General features: G+C 71.1%; 13 protein-coding genes. 6 read left to right on the top strand and 7 right to left on the bottom strand.

Going from position 1 to position 17,830, the window contains the following annotated elements:
- Window positions 1–18 precede the first annotated feature (18 nt).
- Window positions 19–924 carry an LLM class flavin-dependent oxidoreductase gene (locus tag ACS04_RS09390; protein WP_048476074.1) on the bottom strand — a complete coding sequence of 302 codons (906 nt, stop codon included), beginning with the start codon at window positions 922–924 and terminating at the stop codon, window positions 19–21.
- A 147-nt stretch (window positions 925–1,071) separates the two neighbouring features.
- Here ACS04_RS09390 and ACS04_RS09385 point away from each other — a divergent pair, with 147 nt between their 5' ends.
- Window positions 1,072–1,956: a Cof-type HAD-IIB family hydrolase gene (locus ACS04_RS09385; RefSeq protein WP_048476073.1), complete on the top strand. Its 885-nt coding sequence runs from the start codon at window positions 1,072–1,074 to the stop codon at window positions 1,954–1,956.
- Between the two features lie 67 nt (window positions 1,957–2,023).
- Here the strand turns inward: ACS04_RS09385 and ACS04_RS09380 are convergent, their stop codons facing one another.
- From ACS04_RS09380 to ACS04_RS09365, 4 genes are read right to left on the bottom strand one after another with little or no spacing between them, the layout of a single operon-like run.
- The gene (locus tag ACS04_RS09380; protein WP_048476072.1) at window positions 2,024–3,760 is read right to left on the bottom strand and encodes a GAF domain-containing sensor histidine kinase; all 1,737 of its coding nucleotides are present in this window, start codon (window positions 3,758–3,760) and stop codon (window positions 2,024–2,026) included.
- A 24-nt stretch (window positions 3,761–3,784) separates the two neighbouring features.
- The gene (gene cydD, locus ACS04_RS09375; protein WP_048476071.1) at window positions 3,785–7,354 is read right to left on the bottom strand and encodes a thiol reductant ABC exporter subunit CydD; all 3,570 of its coding nucleotides are present in this window, start codon (window positions 7,352–7,354) and stop codon (window positions 3,785–3,787) included.
- Window positions 7,355–7,397: 43 nt separating this feature from the next.
- A complete protein-coding gene (cydB, locus tag ACS04_RS09370) occupies window positions 7,398–8,399 on the bottom strand; it encodes a cytochrome d ubiquinol oxidase subunit II (protein WP_048476070.1) in 1,002 nt (333 codons plus the stop codon).
- 18 nt (window positions 8,400–8,417) lie between these two features.
- Complete coding sequence (locus ACS04_RS09365) at window positions 8,418–9,923, bottom strand: cytochrome ubiquinol oxidase subunit I (RefSeq protein ID WP_048476069.1); 1,506 nt, start codon at window positions 9,921–9,923, stop codon at window positions 8,418–8,420.
- 189 nt (window positions 9,924–10,112) lie between these two features.
- Between ACS04_RS09365 and ACS04_RS09360 the strand changes: the two genes are divergently transcribed.
- Window positions 10,113–10,481 (top strand): cyclophilin-like fold protein, encoded by a 369-nt coding sequence (locus tag ACS04_RS09360; RefSeq protein ID WP_078864585.1) that lies wholly within the window; start codon window positions 10,113–10,115, stop codon window positions 10,479–10,481.
- A 53-nt stretch (window positions 10,482–10,534) separates the two neighbouring features.
- Here the strand turns inward: ACS04_RS09360 and hisC are convergent, their stop codons facing one another.
- Window positions 10,535–11,614 carry a histidinol-phosphate transaminase gene (gene hisC, locus ACS04_RS09355; RefSeq protein WP_048476067.1) on the bottom strand — a complete coding sequence of 360 codons (1,080 nt, stop codon included), beginning with the start codon at window positions 11,612–11,614 and terminating at the stop codon, window positions 10,535–10,537.
- Window positions 11,615–11,976: 362 nt separating this feature from the next.
- On the opposite strand from hisC, the gene ACS04_RS09350 reads away from it, so the two are divergent.
- The 3 genes from ACS04_RS09350 to ACS04_RS09340 all read left to right on the top strand — a co-directional run bounded on the left by ACS04_RS09350 (window position 11,977) and on the right by ACS04_RS09340 (window position 15,522).
- Window positions 11,977–13,092: a LacI family DNA-binding transcriptional regulator gene (locus ACS04_RS09350; protein ID WP_030153252.1), complete on the top strand. Its 1,116-nt coding sequence runs from the start codon at window positions 11,977–11,979 to the stop codon at window positions 13,090–13,092.
- Between the two features lie 216 nt (window positions 13,093–13,308).
- Entirely contained in the window at window positions 13,309–14,544 is a 1,236-nt protein-coding gene (locus ACS04_RS09345) for a metallophosphoesterase (RefSeq protein ID WP_107438571.1), read from the top strand.
- A 150-nt stretch (window positions 14,545–14,694) separates the two neighbouring features.
- Window positions 14,695–15,522, top strand: coding sequence for a membrane protein (locus ACS04_RS09340; protein ID WP_048476066.1), 828 nt, complete (start codon window positions 14,695–14,697; stop codon window positions 15,520–15,522).
- Window positions 15,523–15,540: 18 nt separating this feature from the next.
- Here the strand turns inward: ACS04_RS09340 and ACS04_RS39220 are convergent, their stop codons facing one another.
- The gene (locus ACS04_RS39220) at window positions 15,541–15,942 is read right to left on the bottom strand and encodes a hypothetical protein (RefSeq protein WP_078864583.1); all 402 of its coding nucleotides are present in this window, start codon (window positions 15,940–15,942) and stop codon (window positions 15,541–15,543) included.
- Window positions 15,943–16,688: 746 nt separating this feature from the next.
- On the opposite strand from ACS04_RS39220, the gene ACS04_RS09330 reads away from it, so the two are divergent.
- A complete protein-coding gene (locus ACS04_RS09330; RefSeq protein ID WP_078864581.1) occupies window positions 16,689–17,819 on the top strand; it encodes a glycosyltransferase in 1,131 nt (376 codons plus the stop codon).
- Window positions 17,820–17,830 lie beyond the last annotated feature (11 nt).

Below are 17,830 nucleotides of genomic sequence, written 5' to 3'. Positions count from 1 at the left end.
CGGGGCACCGGTCGCGTCTCAGCCGTTCAGCTGGGCCAGACCCTCGGTGGCGATCTGCTCGAACACGTTCTCGTCGGCCGCGAACTCGGAGTCCGCGATCGGCGCGTGGATCACGATCTCGGTGATGCCCAGTTCCCGGTGGCGGCCGGCGAAGTCGACGAACGCGTCGACGGAGTCCAGCATCGTGTTGCGGTCCGGGGTGAAGCCGGTCAACAGGATCTTGTCCATCGGCTCGGACGCGCGGCCGATCTCGGCGCACGCCTTGTCGAGCCGGGCCAGCTGGCCTCGGATGGCCTCCACCGACTGCTCGGGGGTGCCCTCGTCGAAGAGCTTCGGGTCGCCGGTGGTCACCCAGGCCTGGCCGTGGGCGGCTGCCAGCTTCATCCCCCGCGGCCCGTTTCCGGCGACGGCGAAGGGAAGGCGCGGCCGCTGCACACAGCCGGGGAGGTTGCGGGCCTCCTGCGCGGAGTAGAAGGTGCCGGATTCAGTGATCTCGGACTCGGTGAGCAGCCGGTCCAGCAGCGGCACGAACTCCGCGAGGCGGTCTGCGCGCTCGCGCGGGGTCCAGGGGTCCTGGCCGAGCGCGGTGGCGTCGAACCCGTTGCCGCCGGCGCCGATACCGAGGGTGAAACGGCCGCCGGAGATGTCGTCCAGCGACATGAGCTCCTTGGCCAGAGTCACCGGGTGCCGGAAGTTCGGCGAGGTCACGAGCGTGCCCAAGCGCAGCTTCTCGGTGGCGGCGGCCGCCGCGGTCAGGGTCGGGATCGCGCCAAACCAGGGCTTGTCCCGGAAGGACCGCCAGGTCAGGTGGTCGTAGGTGTAGGCGGTGTGGAACCCGAGCCTCTCGGCTCGCACCCACTGGTCACGGCCGCCCTCACGCCACGGGCGTACCGGGAGGATCGCAGTGCTCAGACGCAGACTCATGCGTTCGAGCCTACGGCTCCCCTCATGTTTCACGTGAAACATCGCCTCTCGCCCCTTCACCCGGGTATCCGCCCGGCGGCGGGCGGGGGAGAAACATCGCCATCAGGCGCGGCTGCCCGGCCCGCTCTGGTCGGCTCTCGCAGAGCCATGGGCGAAGATGGATCCGTGACCTCGGCTCCCCAGCGCCCGGACGGGCCAACCCCCACTCCCCGGCTCATCGCCACCGACCTCGACGGCACCCTGCTGCGCGACGACAAATCCGTCTCGCTGCGCACCGTGGCCGCGCTCGCTGCCGCCGAGGAGGCCGGGATCGAGGTCTTCTTCGTGACCGGCCGCCCGGCCCGCTGGATGGACGTGGTCAGCGACCACGTCCACGGCCACGGCCTGGCGATCTGCGCGAACGGGGCCGCGGTGGTCGACCTCCACGCTGGGCGGGAGTTCGTCCAGGTGCGCGCACTGCCGCGCGCCACGGCGCTGACGGTCGTGGAGACGCTGCGCGCCGCCGCGCCGGGCACCTCCTTCGCGGTCGAGATGACGACGGGCATCAACTACGAGCCGCTGTACCCGCCCTTCTTCCAGGACCCGGGTGCCCATGTGGCAACGGCCGAGAAGCTGCTGGAGGAGGAGGCCGACGACACCGCCGCTCCCGTCCTCAAGCTGCTCGCGCACCACGCCGAGCTGGCCCCGGACGAGTTCCTGGCGCTCGCCCGCTCGGCCGCCGGCGCCTACGCGGCGATCACCCGCTCCAGCCCGACCGCCCTGCTGGAGATCAGTGGGCTCGGAGTCTCCAAGGCCAGCACGCTGGAGCTGTGCTGCGCCGAGCGCGGTATCTCCCCCGCCGAGGTCGTCGCGTTCGGGGACATGCCGAACGACGTGGAGATGCTCCGCTGGGCGGGCACCTCGTACGCGATGGGCAACGCGCACCCGGACGTGATCGCGGCCGCCTCCGGACGTACGGTCGCCAACAACGAGGACGGCGTCGCCGTCGTCATCGAGCGCATCCTCGCGGAACGCACCGCGCACCAGCGTTAGGGGCGGTCCGCAGCGTCCCGCCGGTCCGCCACGGCAGGACGGGCGACGCCGCGTCGGGCGCCGGACGTCAGAGCGGGGCCTCCCACACCAGGGTGGTCCCGGTGCCGTCCTCCCCGATGCCGGGGCCGTACGAACTCGACCCGCCCAGCGACTCGGCCCGCCGGCGCAGGTTCCGCAGCCCACTGCGCCGGCCCCCCTCGGGAATGCCCACGCCGTCGTCGCCCACCTCCAGGCGCACCCCGGGCCTCCCGTCGGCCAGCGTGGCGGTGCAGTCCACGACCACCTCGATCCGGGACGCCTCCGCGTGCCGGAAGGCATTCGACAGGGCCTCGCGCAGCGCCGCGATCAGGTTCTTGCCCACCAGCTCGCCGACCACCGTGTCGACCGGGCCGAGGAAGCGGTGCGCCGGTTTGAAGCCCAACGGCACGGCGGCCATGTTGATCTCCCGCAGGACCCGGGTGCGCAGTCCCGACGGAGCCTCGGCCGGTCCCTGCTGGAGCGCGAAGATCGCGGTGCGGATCTCCTGGATCGTCACGTCCAGCTCGTCCACGGCCTTGCCGACTCCGTCGACCACCTCGGGAACGACGGACCGCCTCTGGGCTCCTTCCAGCATCATCCCGGTGGCGAACAGCCGCTGGATGACCAGGTCGTGCAGGTCCCGGGCGATCCGGTCGCGGTCCTCGAACACCGCGAGCCGCTCCCGGTCGCGCTGCGCCTCCGCCATCATCAGCGCGAGCGCCGCCTGGGAGGCGAACTGGGTGGCCAGGGTCCGCTCGGCCTCGCTGAACGGCCGCTTGCCGCGGGCCCTCGGGGTGACCAGCGCGCCGAGCACCCGCCCGCCGCTGTGCAGCGGCAGCATCATGCAGGGCCCGTACTGGCTGGTCAGCCGACTGATCATGCGGGGGTCGCCGGCGGCGTCCTCCACGAAGACCGGCTCGCCTTCCAGCAGCTTCGCCACCACGGGGCTCTCGGCCGGAATCACCAGACCGAGCGAGGTGGCCGCGCTCTCGGCGGAAACCGCGACGATCTCCATGCCACCGTCCTCGGCCGGCAGCATCACGATCCCGGCGGCGGAATCGGCCAGGTGGCGAGCCTGCTCTGCCACCACGGACAGGGCGTCGTCCGCGTCCCCGCCCGACAGCAGGGCGGTCGTGACGGCGACCGAGCCGTCGATCCACCGTTCGCGCTGGGTGGCGGCCTCGTACAGCCGGGCGTTGCCGATGGCGATGCCCGCCTCGGTGGCCAGGACCCGGACCATGTGGACGTCGTAGTCGTTGAATCGGCCGCCGCCGTTCTTCTCGGCGAGGTACAGATTGCCGAAGATCTCCCCCTGCACCCGGATCGGGACGCCGAGGAAGGTCTTCATGGGCGGGTGGTGCTTCGGGAACCCGGCCGAGCGCGGGTCCTTCGTGAGATCGGCGAGCTGCACGGTGTCGGGGTGGGAGATCAGCGCGCCGAGCAGGCCCCGTTTGCCGTCCGGCCGGTGCCCGATCTTCCGGGCCGTCTCGGTGTCCATGCCGAAGGTGACGAAGTCCGACAGCCCGCGGCCCTCGGTGTCGACGACACCGATCGCCGCGTACCGAGCGTCCGCGAGCTCGGCCGCCGTCTCGCAGATGCGGTCGAGGGTGGAGTGCAGTTCGAGTCCGGTGCCGACGGAGCGCATCGCCTCCAGCAGTTGCGGCACCCGGGCCGTGAGCTCGGTGGAGAGGCCCTGCAGACTTCTGGTGGCCTGGGTGGCCGCTTTCAGTGGGTCCGGTGTTCCGGGTGAGGACTCCGGCGGTTCCTGCGACTCCTGCACTGACATGCCCTTGAGCCTAGTTAGTCCCTTTTACCGGGGAAAGTCGGCCAGGACCCCCTCGGCGGCCCGCTCCCGCTCCAGCAGATTGCGCAGCGGCCCTTCGGCCGCGGCCAGCTCCGCGTACGTACCGCGCTGCACGACCGCTCCGCGCTCCAGTACGACCACTTCGTCGACCGCGTCCAGGCCCGCGAGCCGGTGCGTGATCAGTACGGTCGTGCGCCCCTCGGTGGCGGCGAGCAGATCCGCCGTCAGGGCGTCCGCGGTGGCCAGGTCCAGGTGCTCGGCCGGCTCGTCGAGGATGAGGACGGGGAAGTCGGCGAGCAGCGCCCTCGCCAGGGCCAGGCGCTGGCGCTGGCCGCCGGAGATCCGCTCGCCGTGCTCACCCACCAGCGTGTCCAGCCCGTCCGGAAGGCCCTCGGCCCACTCCAGCAGCCGGGCCGCCGCCAGGGCCTCCCGCAGCTGCTCCTCGCTCGCTCCGGGCCGGGCCAGCCGTAGGTTCTCCCGTACCGAGCTGTCGAAGAGGTGCGCGTCCTGGGCGCACAGGCCCACCATCCGGCGGACGTCGTCGCCGTCGAGCGTGCGCGTGTCGGTGCCGCCCAGGGTGTACGTGCCCTCGCGGGGGTCCAGGAACCGCAGCAGCACCTGGGCGAGCGAGGTCTTGCCGGCGCCCGAGGAGCCGACCACGGCGATCCGTCGGCCGGCCTCCAGGGTGAGGTCGAGCCCGTGCAGCGCGTCCCCTTCCTGCCCGGGGTGCCGGGCGGCGAGACCGGTCATCCGCAGCGGGAACGGCGAGGCCGGCGCCGCGGCCGGCCGCTCCGGCTCCGCGACCGGAACGGGAGCGTCGATGACCTCGTGGATGCGCTCGGCGCTCCGGCGCACCCGCTGCCGGTACTGGACGGCCTGCGGAAGCCCGTTGACCGCTTCGAAGGCGGCGAGCGGGGTGAGCACGGCCACGGCCATGGCCACCCCGGACAGTCTTCCGCCGTGCACGGCGTCGGCGGCCTGGGCCGCGGCGACGACCACGGTCAGCCCGCACACGAGGGCGCTCAGCCCGCTCCCGAGCCCGGTGGCGGCGGATCCTCGTGCGGCGACGGCGGTCAGCGTCCGGTCGCTCGCCTTCGCGGCGTCCTTGCGCCCGGCCAGCGCGCCGGCGACGGTCAGCTCGGCGGTCCCGGTCAGCAGATCGGCCACTCGGACGGCGAGTTCTCCCCGGGCGGGTGCGAGCCGCCGCTCCGCACGCCGGGCGCAGGCTCCGCTGACCAGCGGCACCCCGACTCCGGCGGCGAGCAGCCCGACGGCGAGCGCGGCGCCCACTCCGGGCAGCAGCCAGGCGGTGAAGGCGACCGACCCGGTGCCGACGAGGACCGCGGTGCCCACCGGCAGCAGCCAGCGCAGCCAGTAGTCCTGGAGGGAGTCGGCGTCGGCCACCAGGCGGGCCAGGAGGTCTCCGCGCCGCTGCTCGCGCAGCCCGGCGGGCGCGATGCGCTCCAGCCGGCGGAAGACCGACACCCGCACGTCGGCGAGCATCCGCAGTACGGCGTCGTGGGAGACGAGCCGCTCCGCGTACCGGAAGACGGCCCTCCCCAGCCCGAAGGTCCGGGTGGCCGTGACGGCCACCATCAGGTAGAGCACCGGAGGCTGCTCGGAAGCCCGCGAGATGAGCCATCCGGAGACGGCCATCAGCCCGACGCTGCATCCGACGGCCAGGGCCCCCAGCAGCAGCCCGAGCCGGAAGCGCCCCTGCCATGCCTTGGCCACGGCGCGCACCCGCCGGAGCGGATCCCCGCCGCCCGCGTCGGCGCCGCCCGCCTTCGCGCCCCTCTCGGGGGCGGGGCCGAGGATCCACTCCCCGGGGTCGGCGGTCGGGGCGCGGTCCCCGCCGAGGCCGCCGGATGCAGGCGCCGTCCCCGCCCGGCCGGCGGACGGAGCGGGCAGCGGCCCCGCACCGGTCGGCGCTGCCGCCTCCGCGCCCACCCGCACCACGCGGTCGGCCACGGCCAGCAGCGCGGGACGGTGGACGACCAGCAACACGGTCCGCCCCACCGCGAGGCGTCGTACGGCATCGACGACGGCCGCTTCGGTCGCACCGTCGAGGGCGGCGGTCGGCTCGTCGAGCAGCAGCACCGGCCGGTCCGCGAGGAACGCCCGCGCAAGCGCCAGCCGCTGGCGCTGCCCGGCGGACAGCCCGGCCCCGCCTTCCCCGAGCTCCGTCTCGACTCCGCGCGGCAGCGCGGCGACGAACTCCCAGGCGCCGGCGTCCTTCAGCGCCCCCGTCACCGCCTCCGCGGACGCGTCCGGCCGGGCCAGGCGCACGTTCTGGGCGATCGTCCCGGCGAACAGGTGCGGCCGCTGCGGTACCCACGCGATCCGCTCCCGCCACTGTTCGAGCGACAGCGAGGCGAGGTCCATGCCGCCGATCCGGACCCGCCCCGCGGTCGGGTCGACGAAGCCCAGGAGCACCTGCAAGAGGGTGGACTTGCCCGCCCCGCTCGGCCCGATGAGGGCGACGCACTCCCCGGGCCCGACCGCCAGCGAGACCGGTCCCGGCGAGTCCTCTCCCCGGCCCTCGTAGCGGACCGCGACCCCGTCGATCTCGATCCGCAGCCCCGCGGCCGGCACCGGGGCCACGCCGGCGGAGGCCGCCACCGGGGTCTGGAGCACCGTGAAGATCTCCTCCGCGGCAGCCAGACCCTCGGCGGCCGCGTGGTACTGCGCCCCGACCTGGCGCAGCGGCAGGTACGCCTCGGGCGCGAGGATCAGGATGACCAACCCGGTGTACAGGTCGAGCTCCCCGTGGACCAGCCGCATGCCGATGGTCACGGCGACCAGCGCCACCGACAGCGTGGCCAGCAGTTCCAGGGCGAAGGAGGAGAGGAAGGCGATGCGCAGGGTCCGCATGGTCGCCTGGCGGTAGTCATCGGTGATCTTGCGGATGGACTCGGCCTGCGCTTTGGCCCGGCCGAAGACCTTCAGCGTCGGCAGCCCCGCCACCACGTCCAGGAAGTGACCGGACAGCCGGGACAGCAGCCGCCACTGGCGGTCCATCCGGGACTGGGTGGCCATGCCGATCAGCACCATGAACAGCGGAATCAGCGGCAGGGTGACGACGATGATGGCCGCCGAGACCCAGTCCTCGGTGACGATCCGGGCGAGGACCGCCACGGGGACGACCACGGCGAGCCCCAGCTGGGGGAGGTAGCGGGAGAAGTAGTCGTCGAGGGCGTCCACGCCCCGGGTGGCCAGAGCCACGAGCGATCCGGTCCGCTGCCCGCTGAGCCAGCCGGGCCCCAGGTCCGCGGCTCGGTCCAGCAGTCGGCCCCTCAGCTGCGATTTGACGGCCGCGCCGGCCCGGTGGGCGGCCAGCTCCGTGAGCCAGGCGAGCAGGCCGCGCCCCAGTGCGACCGCCGCGAGCGACAGCAGCGGGGTCCTCAGCGCGTCGCCGTCCAGGCCCCGCTCGAAGGCGCCGACCACGATCTCGGCGATCAGCATCGCCTGACCGACGACCAGCCCCGCCCCGGCTAGCCCCAGGGCCACCACGGCCGCCAGGAAGAGGCGGGTGGACCGGGCGTACCGGAGCAGGCGCGGGTCGATCGGTTTCACGTGAAACATCCCCCAGGGCAGGGTCGGGCAGCAGGGTCAGGGATCAGTGCGCATCGACGATGTGCTGCGTACCGATCCGCTTGCGGAACACCCAGTACGTCCAGCCTTGGTAGAGCAGGACGAGCGGCGTGGCCACTCCCGCGCACCAGGTCATGATCTTCAGGGTGTACGGGCTGGACGAGGCGTTGGTGACCGTGAGGTTCCAGGCCTCGTTCAGCGAGGACGGCATCACGTTGGGGAAGAGCGTCAGGAAGAGCATCGCGACCGCGGCCGCGATGGTGACCCCGGACAGGGCGAACGACCAGCCCTCGCGGCCCGCCAGGTTGCAGCCCAGCGCCCCCACCAGGGCCAGGACGGCGACGACCATGGCGATCAGGCTCTTGCCGTCACCACGCGAGACCTGCGTCCAGACCAGGAAGACGAGGGCCAGCACGGCGGTGAGCACCCCCAGTCGCGTCGCCAGCGTGCGCGACCGTTGCCTTATCTCCCCGACCGTCTTGAGCGAGGTGAACACCGCGCCGTGGAAGGTGAAGAGGGTGAGGGTGACGAGACCGCCGAGGAGGGAGTAGACGTTCAGCAGGTCGAAGAGGCTGCCGACGTACTCCATCTGATCGTCGATCTTCACTCCGCGCACGATGTTCGCGAAGGCCACGCCCCACAGGAACGCGGGGATCAGCGAGGTCCAGAAGATGGCGTGTTCCCAGTTGGCCTGCCAGCGCTCCTCGTCCCGCTTGTGGCGGTACTCGAAGGCGACCCCGCGGATGATCAGGCAGATCAGGATGAGCAGGAGCGGCAGGTAGAAGCCTGAGAAGAGGGTGGCGTACCACTCGGGGAAGGCGGCGAACGTGGCACCGCCCGCGGTGAGCAGCCAGACCTCGTTGCCGTCCCACACGGGCCCGATCGTGTTGATCAGGACCCGCTTCTCCTTGCGGTCGCGGGCGAGGAGCTTGGTGAGGACGCCGACCCCGAAGTCGAAGCCCTCCAGGAAGAAGTAGCCGGTCCACAGGACCGCGATGAGCACGAACCAGACGTCATGGAGTTGCATGGTGGGGTCCCCTCAGCCTCAGTAGGAGAAGGCCATCGGCCGGTCGGGGTTCTTGTCGTCCCCGCCGATCTTGGTGGGCGGGTTGAGGTCGGCTTCCGTCAGCTCGGGCGGACCGAGCTTCACGTACTTCACGAGGAGCCTCACTTCGATCACCGCGAGCACGGCGTACAGGAGCGTGAAGCCGATCATCGAGGTGAGTACCTCGGCCTGGGACACGTGGGGCGAGACCGCGTCGCGGGTGCGCAGGACTCCGTAGACCACCCAGGGCTGGCGGCCCATCTCGGTGAAGATCCAGCCCCAGGAGTTGGCGATGAGCGGGAAGCCCATGGTCCAGAGGGCGACGATCCAGTACCAGGTGGCGAACCGGGGGCTCAGCGCCTGCTTGTAGAGGACCAGGTGCGGGACCTCGTCCTCGCCGGTGCGCAGCCCCGGGGGCAGCATGAACTTCTTGCGGGTGAGCCAGAGCCCCAGCACGCCGACGCCGAGCGAGGCCATGCCGAAGCCGATCATCCAGCGGAAGCCCCAGTAGGCGACGGGGATGTTGGGTCGGTAGTCGCCGGGTCCGAACTTCTCCTGTTCGGCCTTGTTGACGTCGTTGATGCCGGGGACGAAGGAGGTGAAGTCGTCGTTGGCCAGGAAGGACAGCAGGCCCGGGACCTCTATCGCGACCTTGTTGTGGCCCTTTTCGACGTCTCCGTAGGCGAAGACGGAGAAGGGCGCGGGTGCCTCGCCGTCCCAGAGCGCCTCGGCGGCGGCCATCTTCATCGGCTGCTGCTTGAACATCACCTTGCCGAGCAGGTCACCGCTGATGGCGGTGCCCATGCCGGCGATGATCAGGGTGATCAGGCCGAGCCGGAGCGAGGTCCGCATCACGGGCACGTGCTTCTTGCGGGCCAGGTGGAAGGCGGAGATGCCGACCATGAAGGCGCCGCCGACCAGGAAGGCCGCCGTGATGGTGTGGAAGAACTGGGTCAGCGCGGTGTTCTGGGTGAGTACCAGCCAGAAGTCGGTGAGCTCGGCCCGGCCGCGCTCCCCGTTGATCCGGTAACCGACCGGGTGCTGCATCCAGGAATTGGCCGCGAGGATGAAGTAGGCCGACAGGACGGTGCCCATGGAGACCATCCAGATGCAGGCCAGGTGGATCTTCTTCGGCAGTTTGTCCCAGCCGAAGATCCACAGCCCGATGAACGTCGACTCGAAGAAGAAGGCGATGAGCGCCTCGAAAGCCAGGGGCGCACCGAAGATGTCTCCGACGAAGCGCGAGTAGTCGGACCAGTTCATGCCGAACTGGAACTCCTGCACGATGCCCGTGACGACGCCCATGGCGATATTGATCAAGAAGAGCTTGCCCCAGAACTTGGTGGCCCTGAGGTACTTCTCCTTCTCCGAACGCACCCAGGCGGTCTGGAGACCCGCCGTGAGCGCGGCGAGCGAGATCGTCAGTGGGACGAAGAGGAAGTGGTAGACGGTGGTGATGCCGAACTGCCATCGCGCCAACGTCTCTGGCGCCAAAGCTACGTCCACGTCGTCGTCTCCTTCGGTGCGCCGTGGTGCTGCCGCAGTTTGCCTGGCCTGCCCCACCCAATACGGGATGAAGCATGACACGCTTGTGAACGCGTTCACATTCACAAGCATTATGTCGTACCAGCTTTCGAGCGGTTCAGCCGGGGTCCCCCCTAGCCAAGGCATTCAACAGATTGTTGAATGCCGCCCATGAGGATTCGTATCTCCTGGCCTGCGGGCCAGCTCACGGCCACCCTGGACGAGACCCCGACCAGCAAGGCGCTGGCCGAGGCACTCCCGATTTCAGCCTCCGCCCACACCTGGGGCGAGGAGGTCTACTTCGACACCGGCGTCCGCGTGGCACTGGAGCACGACGCCCGCCAGGTCGTCGACCCGGGCACGGTCGCGTTCTGGACCGAGGGCGACGCGCTCGCGCTGCCCTACGGCCCCACGCCCATATCGCGCGCAGGCGAGAGCCGCCTGGCGAGCCCGTGCAACGTGCTCGGCTCGTTCGAGGGCGACCCCCGCCTGCTGTCCACCGTCCGCGACGGCGACCCGATCCGCGTGGAACTCGCGTAGCCGCTCACGGCTCACGCGGTCCCCCAGGGCTCCGTCTCCTCGGAGCCCGAGAGCTACATCTCCTTGAAGAAGGCTTCGGCCGTGTGCAGGAAGATGTCGTTCGCCTCGGTCTCACCGATCGTGACCCGCAGGCCCTCGCCCGCGAAGGGCCGGACCACCACACCGGCCTTCTCGCAGGCCGCGGCGAAGTCGGCGGTGCGCTCCCCCAGCCGCATCCACACGAAGTTCGCCTGCGTGTCCGGCACCGTCCAGCCCTGGCCGACCAGAGTCCTGTGAACCCGGGCACGCTCGCCCACCAGCGCCCCGACCCGGCCCATCAGCTCGTCCTCCGCCCGCAGCGAGGCGACCGCCGCGTCCTGGGCGAGCTGGCTGACACCGAACGGCACCGCCGTCTTGCGCAGCGCCGCCGCCACCGGCTCGTGCGCCACGGCGAAGCCCACCCGCAGGCCGGCCAGCCCGTACGCCTTGGAGAACGTACGCAGCACGCAGACGTTCGGGCGGCTGCGGTAGAGCTCGATGCCGTCCGGCACCTCGGTGTCGCGGACGAACTCCTTGTACGCCTCGTCGAGGACCACGAGGATGTCGGAGGGCACCCGGTCGAGGAACCGCTCCAGCTCAGCGCGGCGTACGGCGGTGCCTGTGGGGTTGTTGGGGTTGCAGACGAAGATCAGCCGGGTCCGCTCGGTGATCGCGTCGAACATCGCGTCGAGGTCGTGCACGTCCCCGTAGGTCAGCGGGACCTGCACGGATGTGGCACCCGAGATCTGCGTGATGATCGGGTAGGCCTCGAAGGAGCGCCAGGCGTAGATGACCTCGTCGCCCGGGCCGGCCGTCGACTGGATGAGCGACTGTGCCACGCCCACGGAGCCCGTGCCCGTGGCGATGTGCTCGACCGGCACCCCGAACCGCTCGGCGAGCTCGTTCACCAGCCCCGTGCAGGCCATGTCGGGGTAGCGGTTGAACTGTCCGGCCGCCGCGACCGCGGTCTCCAGCACCCCGGACAGCGGCGGGTACGGGTTCTCGTTCGAGGACAGCTTGTACGCGACGGGCCCGCCCGCGGCGGCGGGCTTCCCGGGCTTGTAGGTGGGAATGCCGTCCAGCTCGGCGCGCAGCTTCGGGCTCTTCTCGCTCACCGCAGGTCCTCCTCGACCGTCCCGTACGACGTCGCCGTCGACTCAATACTCCTCACCTTATGAGGATTCCGCTCTTCCGAAAATGGGCGGCGCCAGGAATGCGGGGGAGCGTGCGCATATATGCGCACGCCGGTGGCCCGCGCCGTGGCGCGCGTCCCTCGTACAGGTGAGTTGAGACCGTCCCGAGACCGCCCCGCTTTGGCATGCCCGTACCCGACGACAAACGCACCACTCACTCTCTGCGCTCAAATTCCTTCATTTCCAAGGTCATTGGGGGTGGCGATCCATGCAGAATCGTGCCTGTCAACGGGTGCATATGCACCCGGACCACCCACCCCGCCGAGCCCTACTATCGGCTCGCCATGACAGCAGCAGGGAAGCATCAGGTGAGCCGGACCGAGACCACCCGGCGGGCCGCCGGCCGACAAGGCCGGGCCGGCATCAGGGACGTGGCCGCCGCGGCGGGCGTCTCGATCACGACCGTCTCCGACGCGCTCAATGGCAAGGGACGGCTGCCGGACGCCACCCGCCGCCACGTTCGCGAGGTCGCCGACCGGCTGGGCTACCGCCCCTCCGCCGCGGCCCGCACCCTCCGTACGGGCAAATCGGGCCTCATCGGCCTGACCGTGACCACGTACGGGGATGAACCTTTCACCTTCACCGAATTCGCGTACTTCGCCGAGATGGCCAGGGCCGCCACCTCCGCCGCGCTCGCCCGCGGCTACGCCCTCGTCATCCTGCCCGCCACCTCCCGACACGACGTGTGGTCAAACGTGGCCCTCGACGGCACCGTCGTCATCGACCCCTCCGACCACGATCCCGTCGTCAGCGAACTGGTCCGCCAGGGCCTTCCCGTCGTCTCCGACGGACGCCCCGCGGGCTCCCTCCCCGTCACCGCCTGGGTCGACAACGACCACGAGGCCGCCGTACTCAACCTGCTCGACCACCTCGCTGCCGCCGGCGCCCGCCGGATCGGGCTGCTGACCGGCACCACCACGGACACGTACACCCGGCTGTCGACCACCGCCTACCTCAACTGGTGCGAGCGCGTCGGCCAGGACCCCGTCTACGAGTCCTACCCCGCCCACGACCCGTGCGCGGGAGCCGTCGCCGCGGACCGGTTGCTCGCCCGGCCCGACCGGCCCGACGCCGTCTACGGGCTCTTCGACCCCAACGGGACCGATCTGCTCGCCGCCGCCCGGCGCTACGGCCTGCGCGTTCCCGAGGACCTGCTGCTCGTCTGCTGCAGCGAGTCCACCGTCTACGCCAACACCGAGCCGCCCATCACCACCCTCTCCCTCAAACCGCGCCGCATCGGCACCGCCGTCGTACAGCTGCTGATCGATGCCATCGAGGGGGTCGACACCGGTCGCCCGGTCGAACAGGTGGTCCCGACCGAGCTGATCATCCGGACTTCCTCGCAGCGCAGGCAGCCCCGCACGACCGTCAGCCCGCCTCGTTCTCCGGCCAAGGACTGACCGCCGCGGCGCGATACCGGCGGGACTGACGGTCCCGCCGGGGATTTCCGCAACACCCATTTCGGGAGAAAGCGGCAGGAACTACTGGTTCCGCCCAGGATTCACCACCCCTGGTGCGTCACAGAGCGCGAGCCGCATTCCTATGATGGGCGCACGACATCACGGACCCTCCGCCCAGGAGGCCAGGAGGGTCCGCAGGTGTACGGCAGCGCGACGGTGGTGGAGGGGTCGATGACTCAGGGGGCCGGTCAGGGACCCGCTATGCGGACGGAGACGCTGCGGGACTTCCGGGTTCCGGTCACCGAGCCCGTCCCGTACGGCGTGCCCGGCGCGCTTCCCCAAGAAGCCCCGGTGTACGGCGAGTACCCCGCGTACTACGACGAGGGCGCACCCGTGCCCCCTCAGCCGCCGGTACCGCCCCAGCCCTCCGTGCCGCCGCAGCCGACCGGGGGCCACGCGCCCGACTCCGGCGCACCGGCCCCGGCCAAGGGGGACGGCGACGGGAGCGACGAGGTCTACGACGAGGGTTACACCCCCACCCAGCGCGACCTGCCGGTCATCAGCCGCGGCGGACCGGGCGACACCGTCCAGGTCCAGTACGTCCCCCAGGAGCCCCAGGCCTCGGGACCCGGACCGCTGTACGTCGTCGGCGACGTCCACGGCTATCTGGACGAGCTCATCCAGGAGCTCCAGGCACAGGGCCTCATCGACGCCGACTGCCGCTGGTCGGCCGGCAACGCACGCCTCTGGTTCCTCGGCGACTTCACCGACCGCGGCCCCGACGGCATCGGCGTCATCGACCTCGTGATGCGGCTCTCCGCCGAGGCCGCCGCCGCCGGCGGCTACTGCAAGGCCCTCATGGGCAACCACGAGCTGCTGCTCATCGGCGCCAAGCGCTTCGGCGACACCCCGGTCGCCTCGGGCGCGGGCACCGCCACCTTCCAGGCCGCCTGGCTCCTCAACGGCGGCCAGCGCACCGACATGGAGCGCCTGGAGGACGTACACCTGCAGTGGATGCAGCGGCTGGACGCGGCCGTGCTGGAGGACGGGCACCTGCTGCTCCACTCCGACACCACCGCGTACCTCGACTACGGCGACTCCGTCGAGGACGTCAACGACACCATCCACGAGCTGCTCAACCGCAACGACGCCGACATCACCTGGGACCTGTTCCGCAAGTTCACCAAGCGGTTCGCCTTCCGCGACGAGGAGACCGGCCCCCAGGCCGTACGCGAGCTCCTCGGCACGTACGGCGGCGGCCGCGTCGTGCACGGGCACAGCCCGATCCCGTACCTGCTGGGCGAGGTGGGCACCGAGGACGGCGACGCGTCGCGCGGTCCGGAGGCCGTGAACGGGCCGCACGTGTACGCGGAGGGGCTCGCCATCGCGATGGACGGCGGGGTCACGATGGCGGGCAAACTGCTGGTCGTGCAACTCCCCTTGAACGACTGAGGGTTATCAGAAGGGGGGTAATTTCGGGAAAGCCCCTGTCACGGCGTGGCATGGGCGCTCTACCATCGCCCTATCCGTAGCAGGCTCTCCTCCGTTTGTGCCGGCGCCCGGGTCTACGCGGGCAAACCGGCCCCCACGGAGCATCGGGGGATGCACATGAACAGCGCTCCGCACCTGCTGACCGAAGACCGACCCGAGTTCGATCGGCTCCTCGACGAGGCGCTGCGCACCGCGCACGAACGGCCCGAGCTCGCCGCCCTCGGTGAGCGTCTGAACGCCGAACAGCTGCGCACGATGGCCATCGGGGCCAGCGCGCTGCTGGCGACGGCGGCCGCGGCCGAGTACGACCACTACGTGAAACTCCGCGGAGAACGGCGCGACGAGGTCCTGTCCACCCCCGGTTCGACCGGGGAGCGGGGCGGCGGGCCACAGGGCGAGGACGAGGACGGCGCGGGTGTCAGCGCCGTGGTCGCGGTGCTCGCGCCGGTCCTGGCGGGCACCGCGATGCTGATATTCCTGCTGGTGGGATACACCCTGAAGGCGATCGAGCCCGAACCTTCCTTCGCCAACACGATGCTGACGGCCGGTTGGCTCTTCGGCGCACTGACCGTGGTCTCGCTGCTGTTCGCGGTGATCGGGCTCGTGGTGACGGCCGTCCGCAACCGGGCGACCGAGGTGGTGGCCGAGGACGGGGAGGACGCGATGCCCGACGAGGTCGCGCGGGCGCGCGAGGCCTGGCGGCGGGCCCTGCTGGAGCGCGGCATCCTGCCGTTCCTGCGGGACGCGCTGGCCGATCCGAGCGCGGGACCGGCGTACCCGGCCCCGCACACGCCGAAGGCCGGGCGCATCCCCAACCTGGGATACACCCGGCCCGACTTCACCAGCCCGGGATCCGCTTCACAGGGACCCCGGCCCGGCTACACCCCGCCGGACTTCACGAGCCCGGACTTCACGAGCCCGGACGGCGGCTCGCAGTGACAGCGGCCTGGACCGCCGCTACTTGATCTCCTTGGGGCGGAGGTTCATGTCCTCCTTGGTCACCTGGTGCGAGAACCGCGACAGAGGCGTGATGACGCCATTGGACCCCGGCGTCGGCTGGGGGGTCGCCGGCGTCCACACCTCGTTGCAGGTGAGTGCGTCCGGCGTACCCGGGTTGATGGTGCAGGAGGTCTCCCAGATGTCGCCCCCGGTCGTCAGCACCTCGATGTTGACGATGTTGGCCTGCGAGGAGATCGACACGGCGCACGCGTCGGCCGGGTAGGTGTCCCCGGTGTCGGTGAGGTCGTACCAGCGCCAGTTGGTGGGGCTGGGCGTCAGGTCGCGGATGCCCGCGTAGGTGATCGTCTCGGAGAGGACCGCCTTGACCTCGCGCGAGGCGGCGGGCCGGATCGAGTCCACGTCGAAGCACTGACCGCTGGCACCCGTGGCGCCGGTCGGGCCCGTGGGACCGGTGGGGCCGGTCGGGCCAGTGGCACCGGTGGCACCGGTCAGACCCGGAATGCCCGTCGACCCCGTGGGACCCGTGGGACCCGTCGGACCGGTCACGCCGGTCGCCGGGCCGGTCGGGCCCGTGGCGCCCGTTGCGCCAGTGGCACCCGTCGGGCCGGTCGGGCCCGTTGCCCCGGTGCTGCCCTTGGGGCCGCGCGGACCCCGCGGCCCGGTCGGGCCGACGTTGCACCTGTCGGACCCCGACGGCGCGGACGGGGTCATCGCCTTCTTGTTGGGGTGCTGCTTGCAGTGGTCACCACCACCGGTCACCACCGTCCCCGTCGGCTGCGTGGCGCCGGCCGCGGCCGGGGCCGCGATGCTCGCCAGAACCAGCGCGACGGAGGCGAAGGTGCCTCCCGCAAGCCAGCCGGCCCTACGGGGCAGGGGCCCCAGGATGGATCGGGCCCTCTCCTCAGAACTCATGTAGCGCTCCTCGCACACACCGGATCGAATGATCGCTCGAAGTCCGGACAGACGCCCGGACCCCGCGGGTCATCCTGAAGACCGGCGCCCCGTCCGCCACCTCGCCGCGCCCACCTGTCAACAGAACGGACCAGCGCCCACAGCCACTTAGCGGTGCAGGAGGGAGCCACCCGGGTCCACACCCCGGCGCGGCTCCGACGGGCCGTCCAGCCGCGTCCCTAGGGTCAGCGGCCGTGAAGCCGACCATCTGCCTCTGCATGATCGTGAAGAACGAATCCGCCGTCATCGAGCGCTGCCTCGACTCCGTACGGGACCTCATCGACACCTGGGTCATCTCCGACACCGGATCCACCGACGGCACGCAGGAGCTGATCCGCAGTGCCCTGCGCGGGATCCCCGGCGAACTACACGAGGAACCCTGGACCGACTTCGGGCACAACCGCAGTCTCAACATCGCGCATGCCCGGGGCAAAGCCGACTACCTGCTCCTCCTCGACGCCGACCTCGTCCTGCGCCGCACCGGCCCGCTGCCGCCGCTCACGGCGCAGTCGTACATGCTGCGCCACGAGGGCGCGACGGAGTACCGCATCAAACGGCTGGTCCGCGGTGACCTCCCCTGGCGGTACGAGGGCGTCACCCACGAATACCTGACCTGCGACGCCCCCGGAGAGTACGACGAGCGTCCCGGCTTCCAGGAGAACCTCGACGCGCTGTTCATCGAGGACCATGCCGACGGGGGCTCCCGGCACGACAAGTTCGAACGTGATGCCCGTCTGCTCGGCGCCGAACTGGAACGGGACCCCTCCAACACCAGGACGGTCTTCTACCTCGCCCAGACGATGCGGGACATGGGCGACACGGCCGCGGCGATCCGGCTCTACCGACACCGGGCGGCCATGGGCGGCTGGGCCGAGGAGGTCTACTACGCGCTGCTCCAAGCCGGAGTCCTGAGCGCCGAGTCCGGCGACTGGCCCGCGGCCATGGACGCCCTTTCACAGGCCTGGGAGTCCCGTCCCACCCGGCTGGAAGCCTGCTACGAACTTGCCTCCAGACTTCGGGTGATGGGGCGCCACCACTCGGCCCACGCGATCACCTCAGCGGTGCTGGACCGCCCGGCCCCGTCGGACCTGCTCTTCGTCCAGCCCTGGGTGTACCAGTGGGGGCTGCTCTTCGAGCACTCCATCACCGCGTACTGGGTGGGGGACATGCAGGCCTCGCTGCGCGCCTGCGACCGACTGCTGGCCCTGCCCGACCTGCCGGAGTCGTACCGCCTGCAGACGGAGGCCAATCGCGGCTTCGCAGCGGCCCGCAGTGTGCCGTCCGTCCCTGTTTCACGTGAAACATCGCGCGACGCGAAGGTCTGACCCGCACCGGC

The sequence above is a fragment of the Streptomyces roseus genome (genome assembly GCF_001044425.1).
In the GTDB taxonomy this organism is placed as follows: domain Bacteria; phylum Actinomycetota; class Actinomycetes; order Streptomycetales; family Streptomycetaceae; genus Streptomyces; species Streptomyces roseus.
The sequence above is the reverse complement of the archived record's forward strand: the minus strand, read 5'-3'. Positions and strand labels throughout refer to the sequence as shown.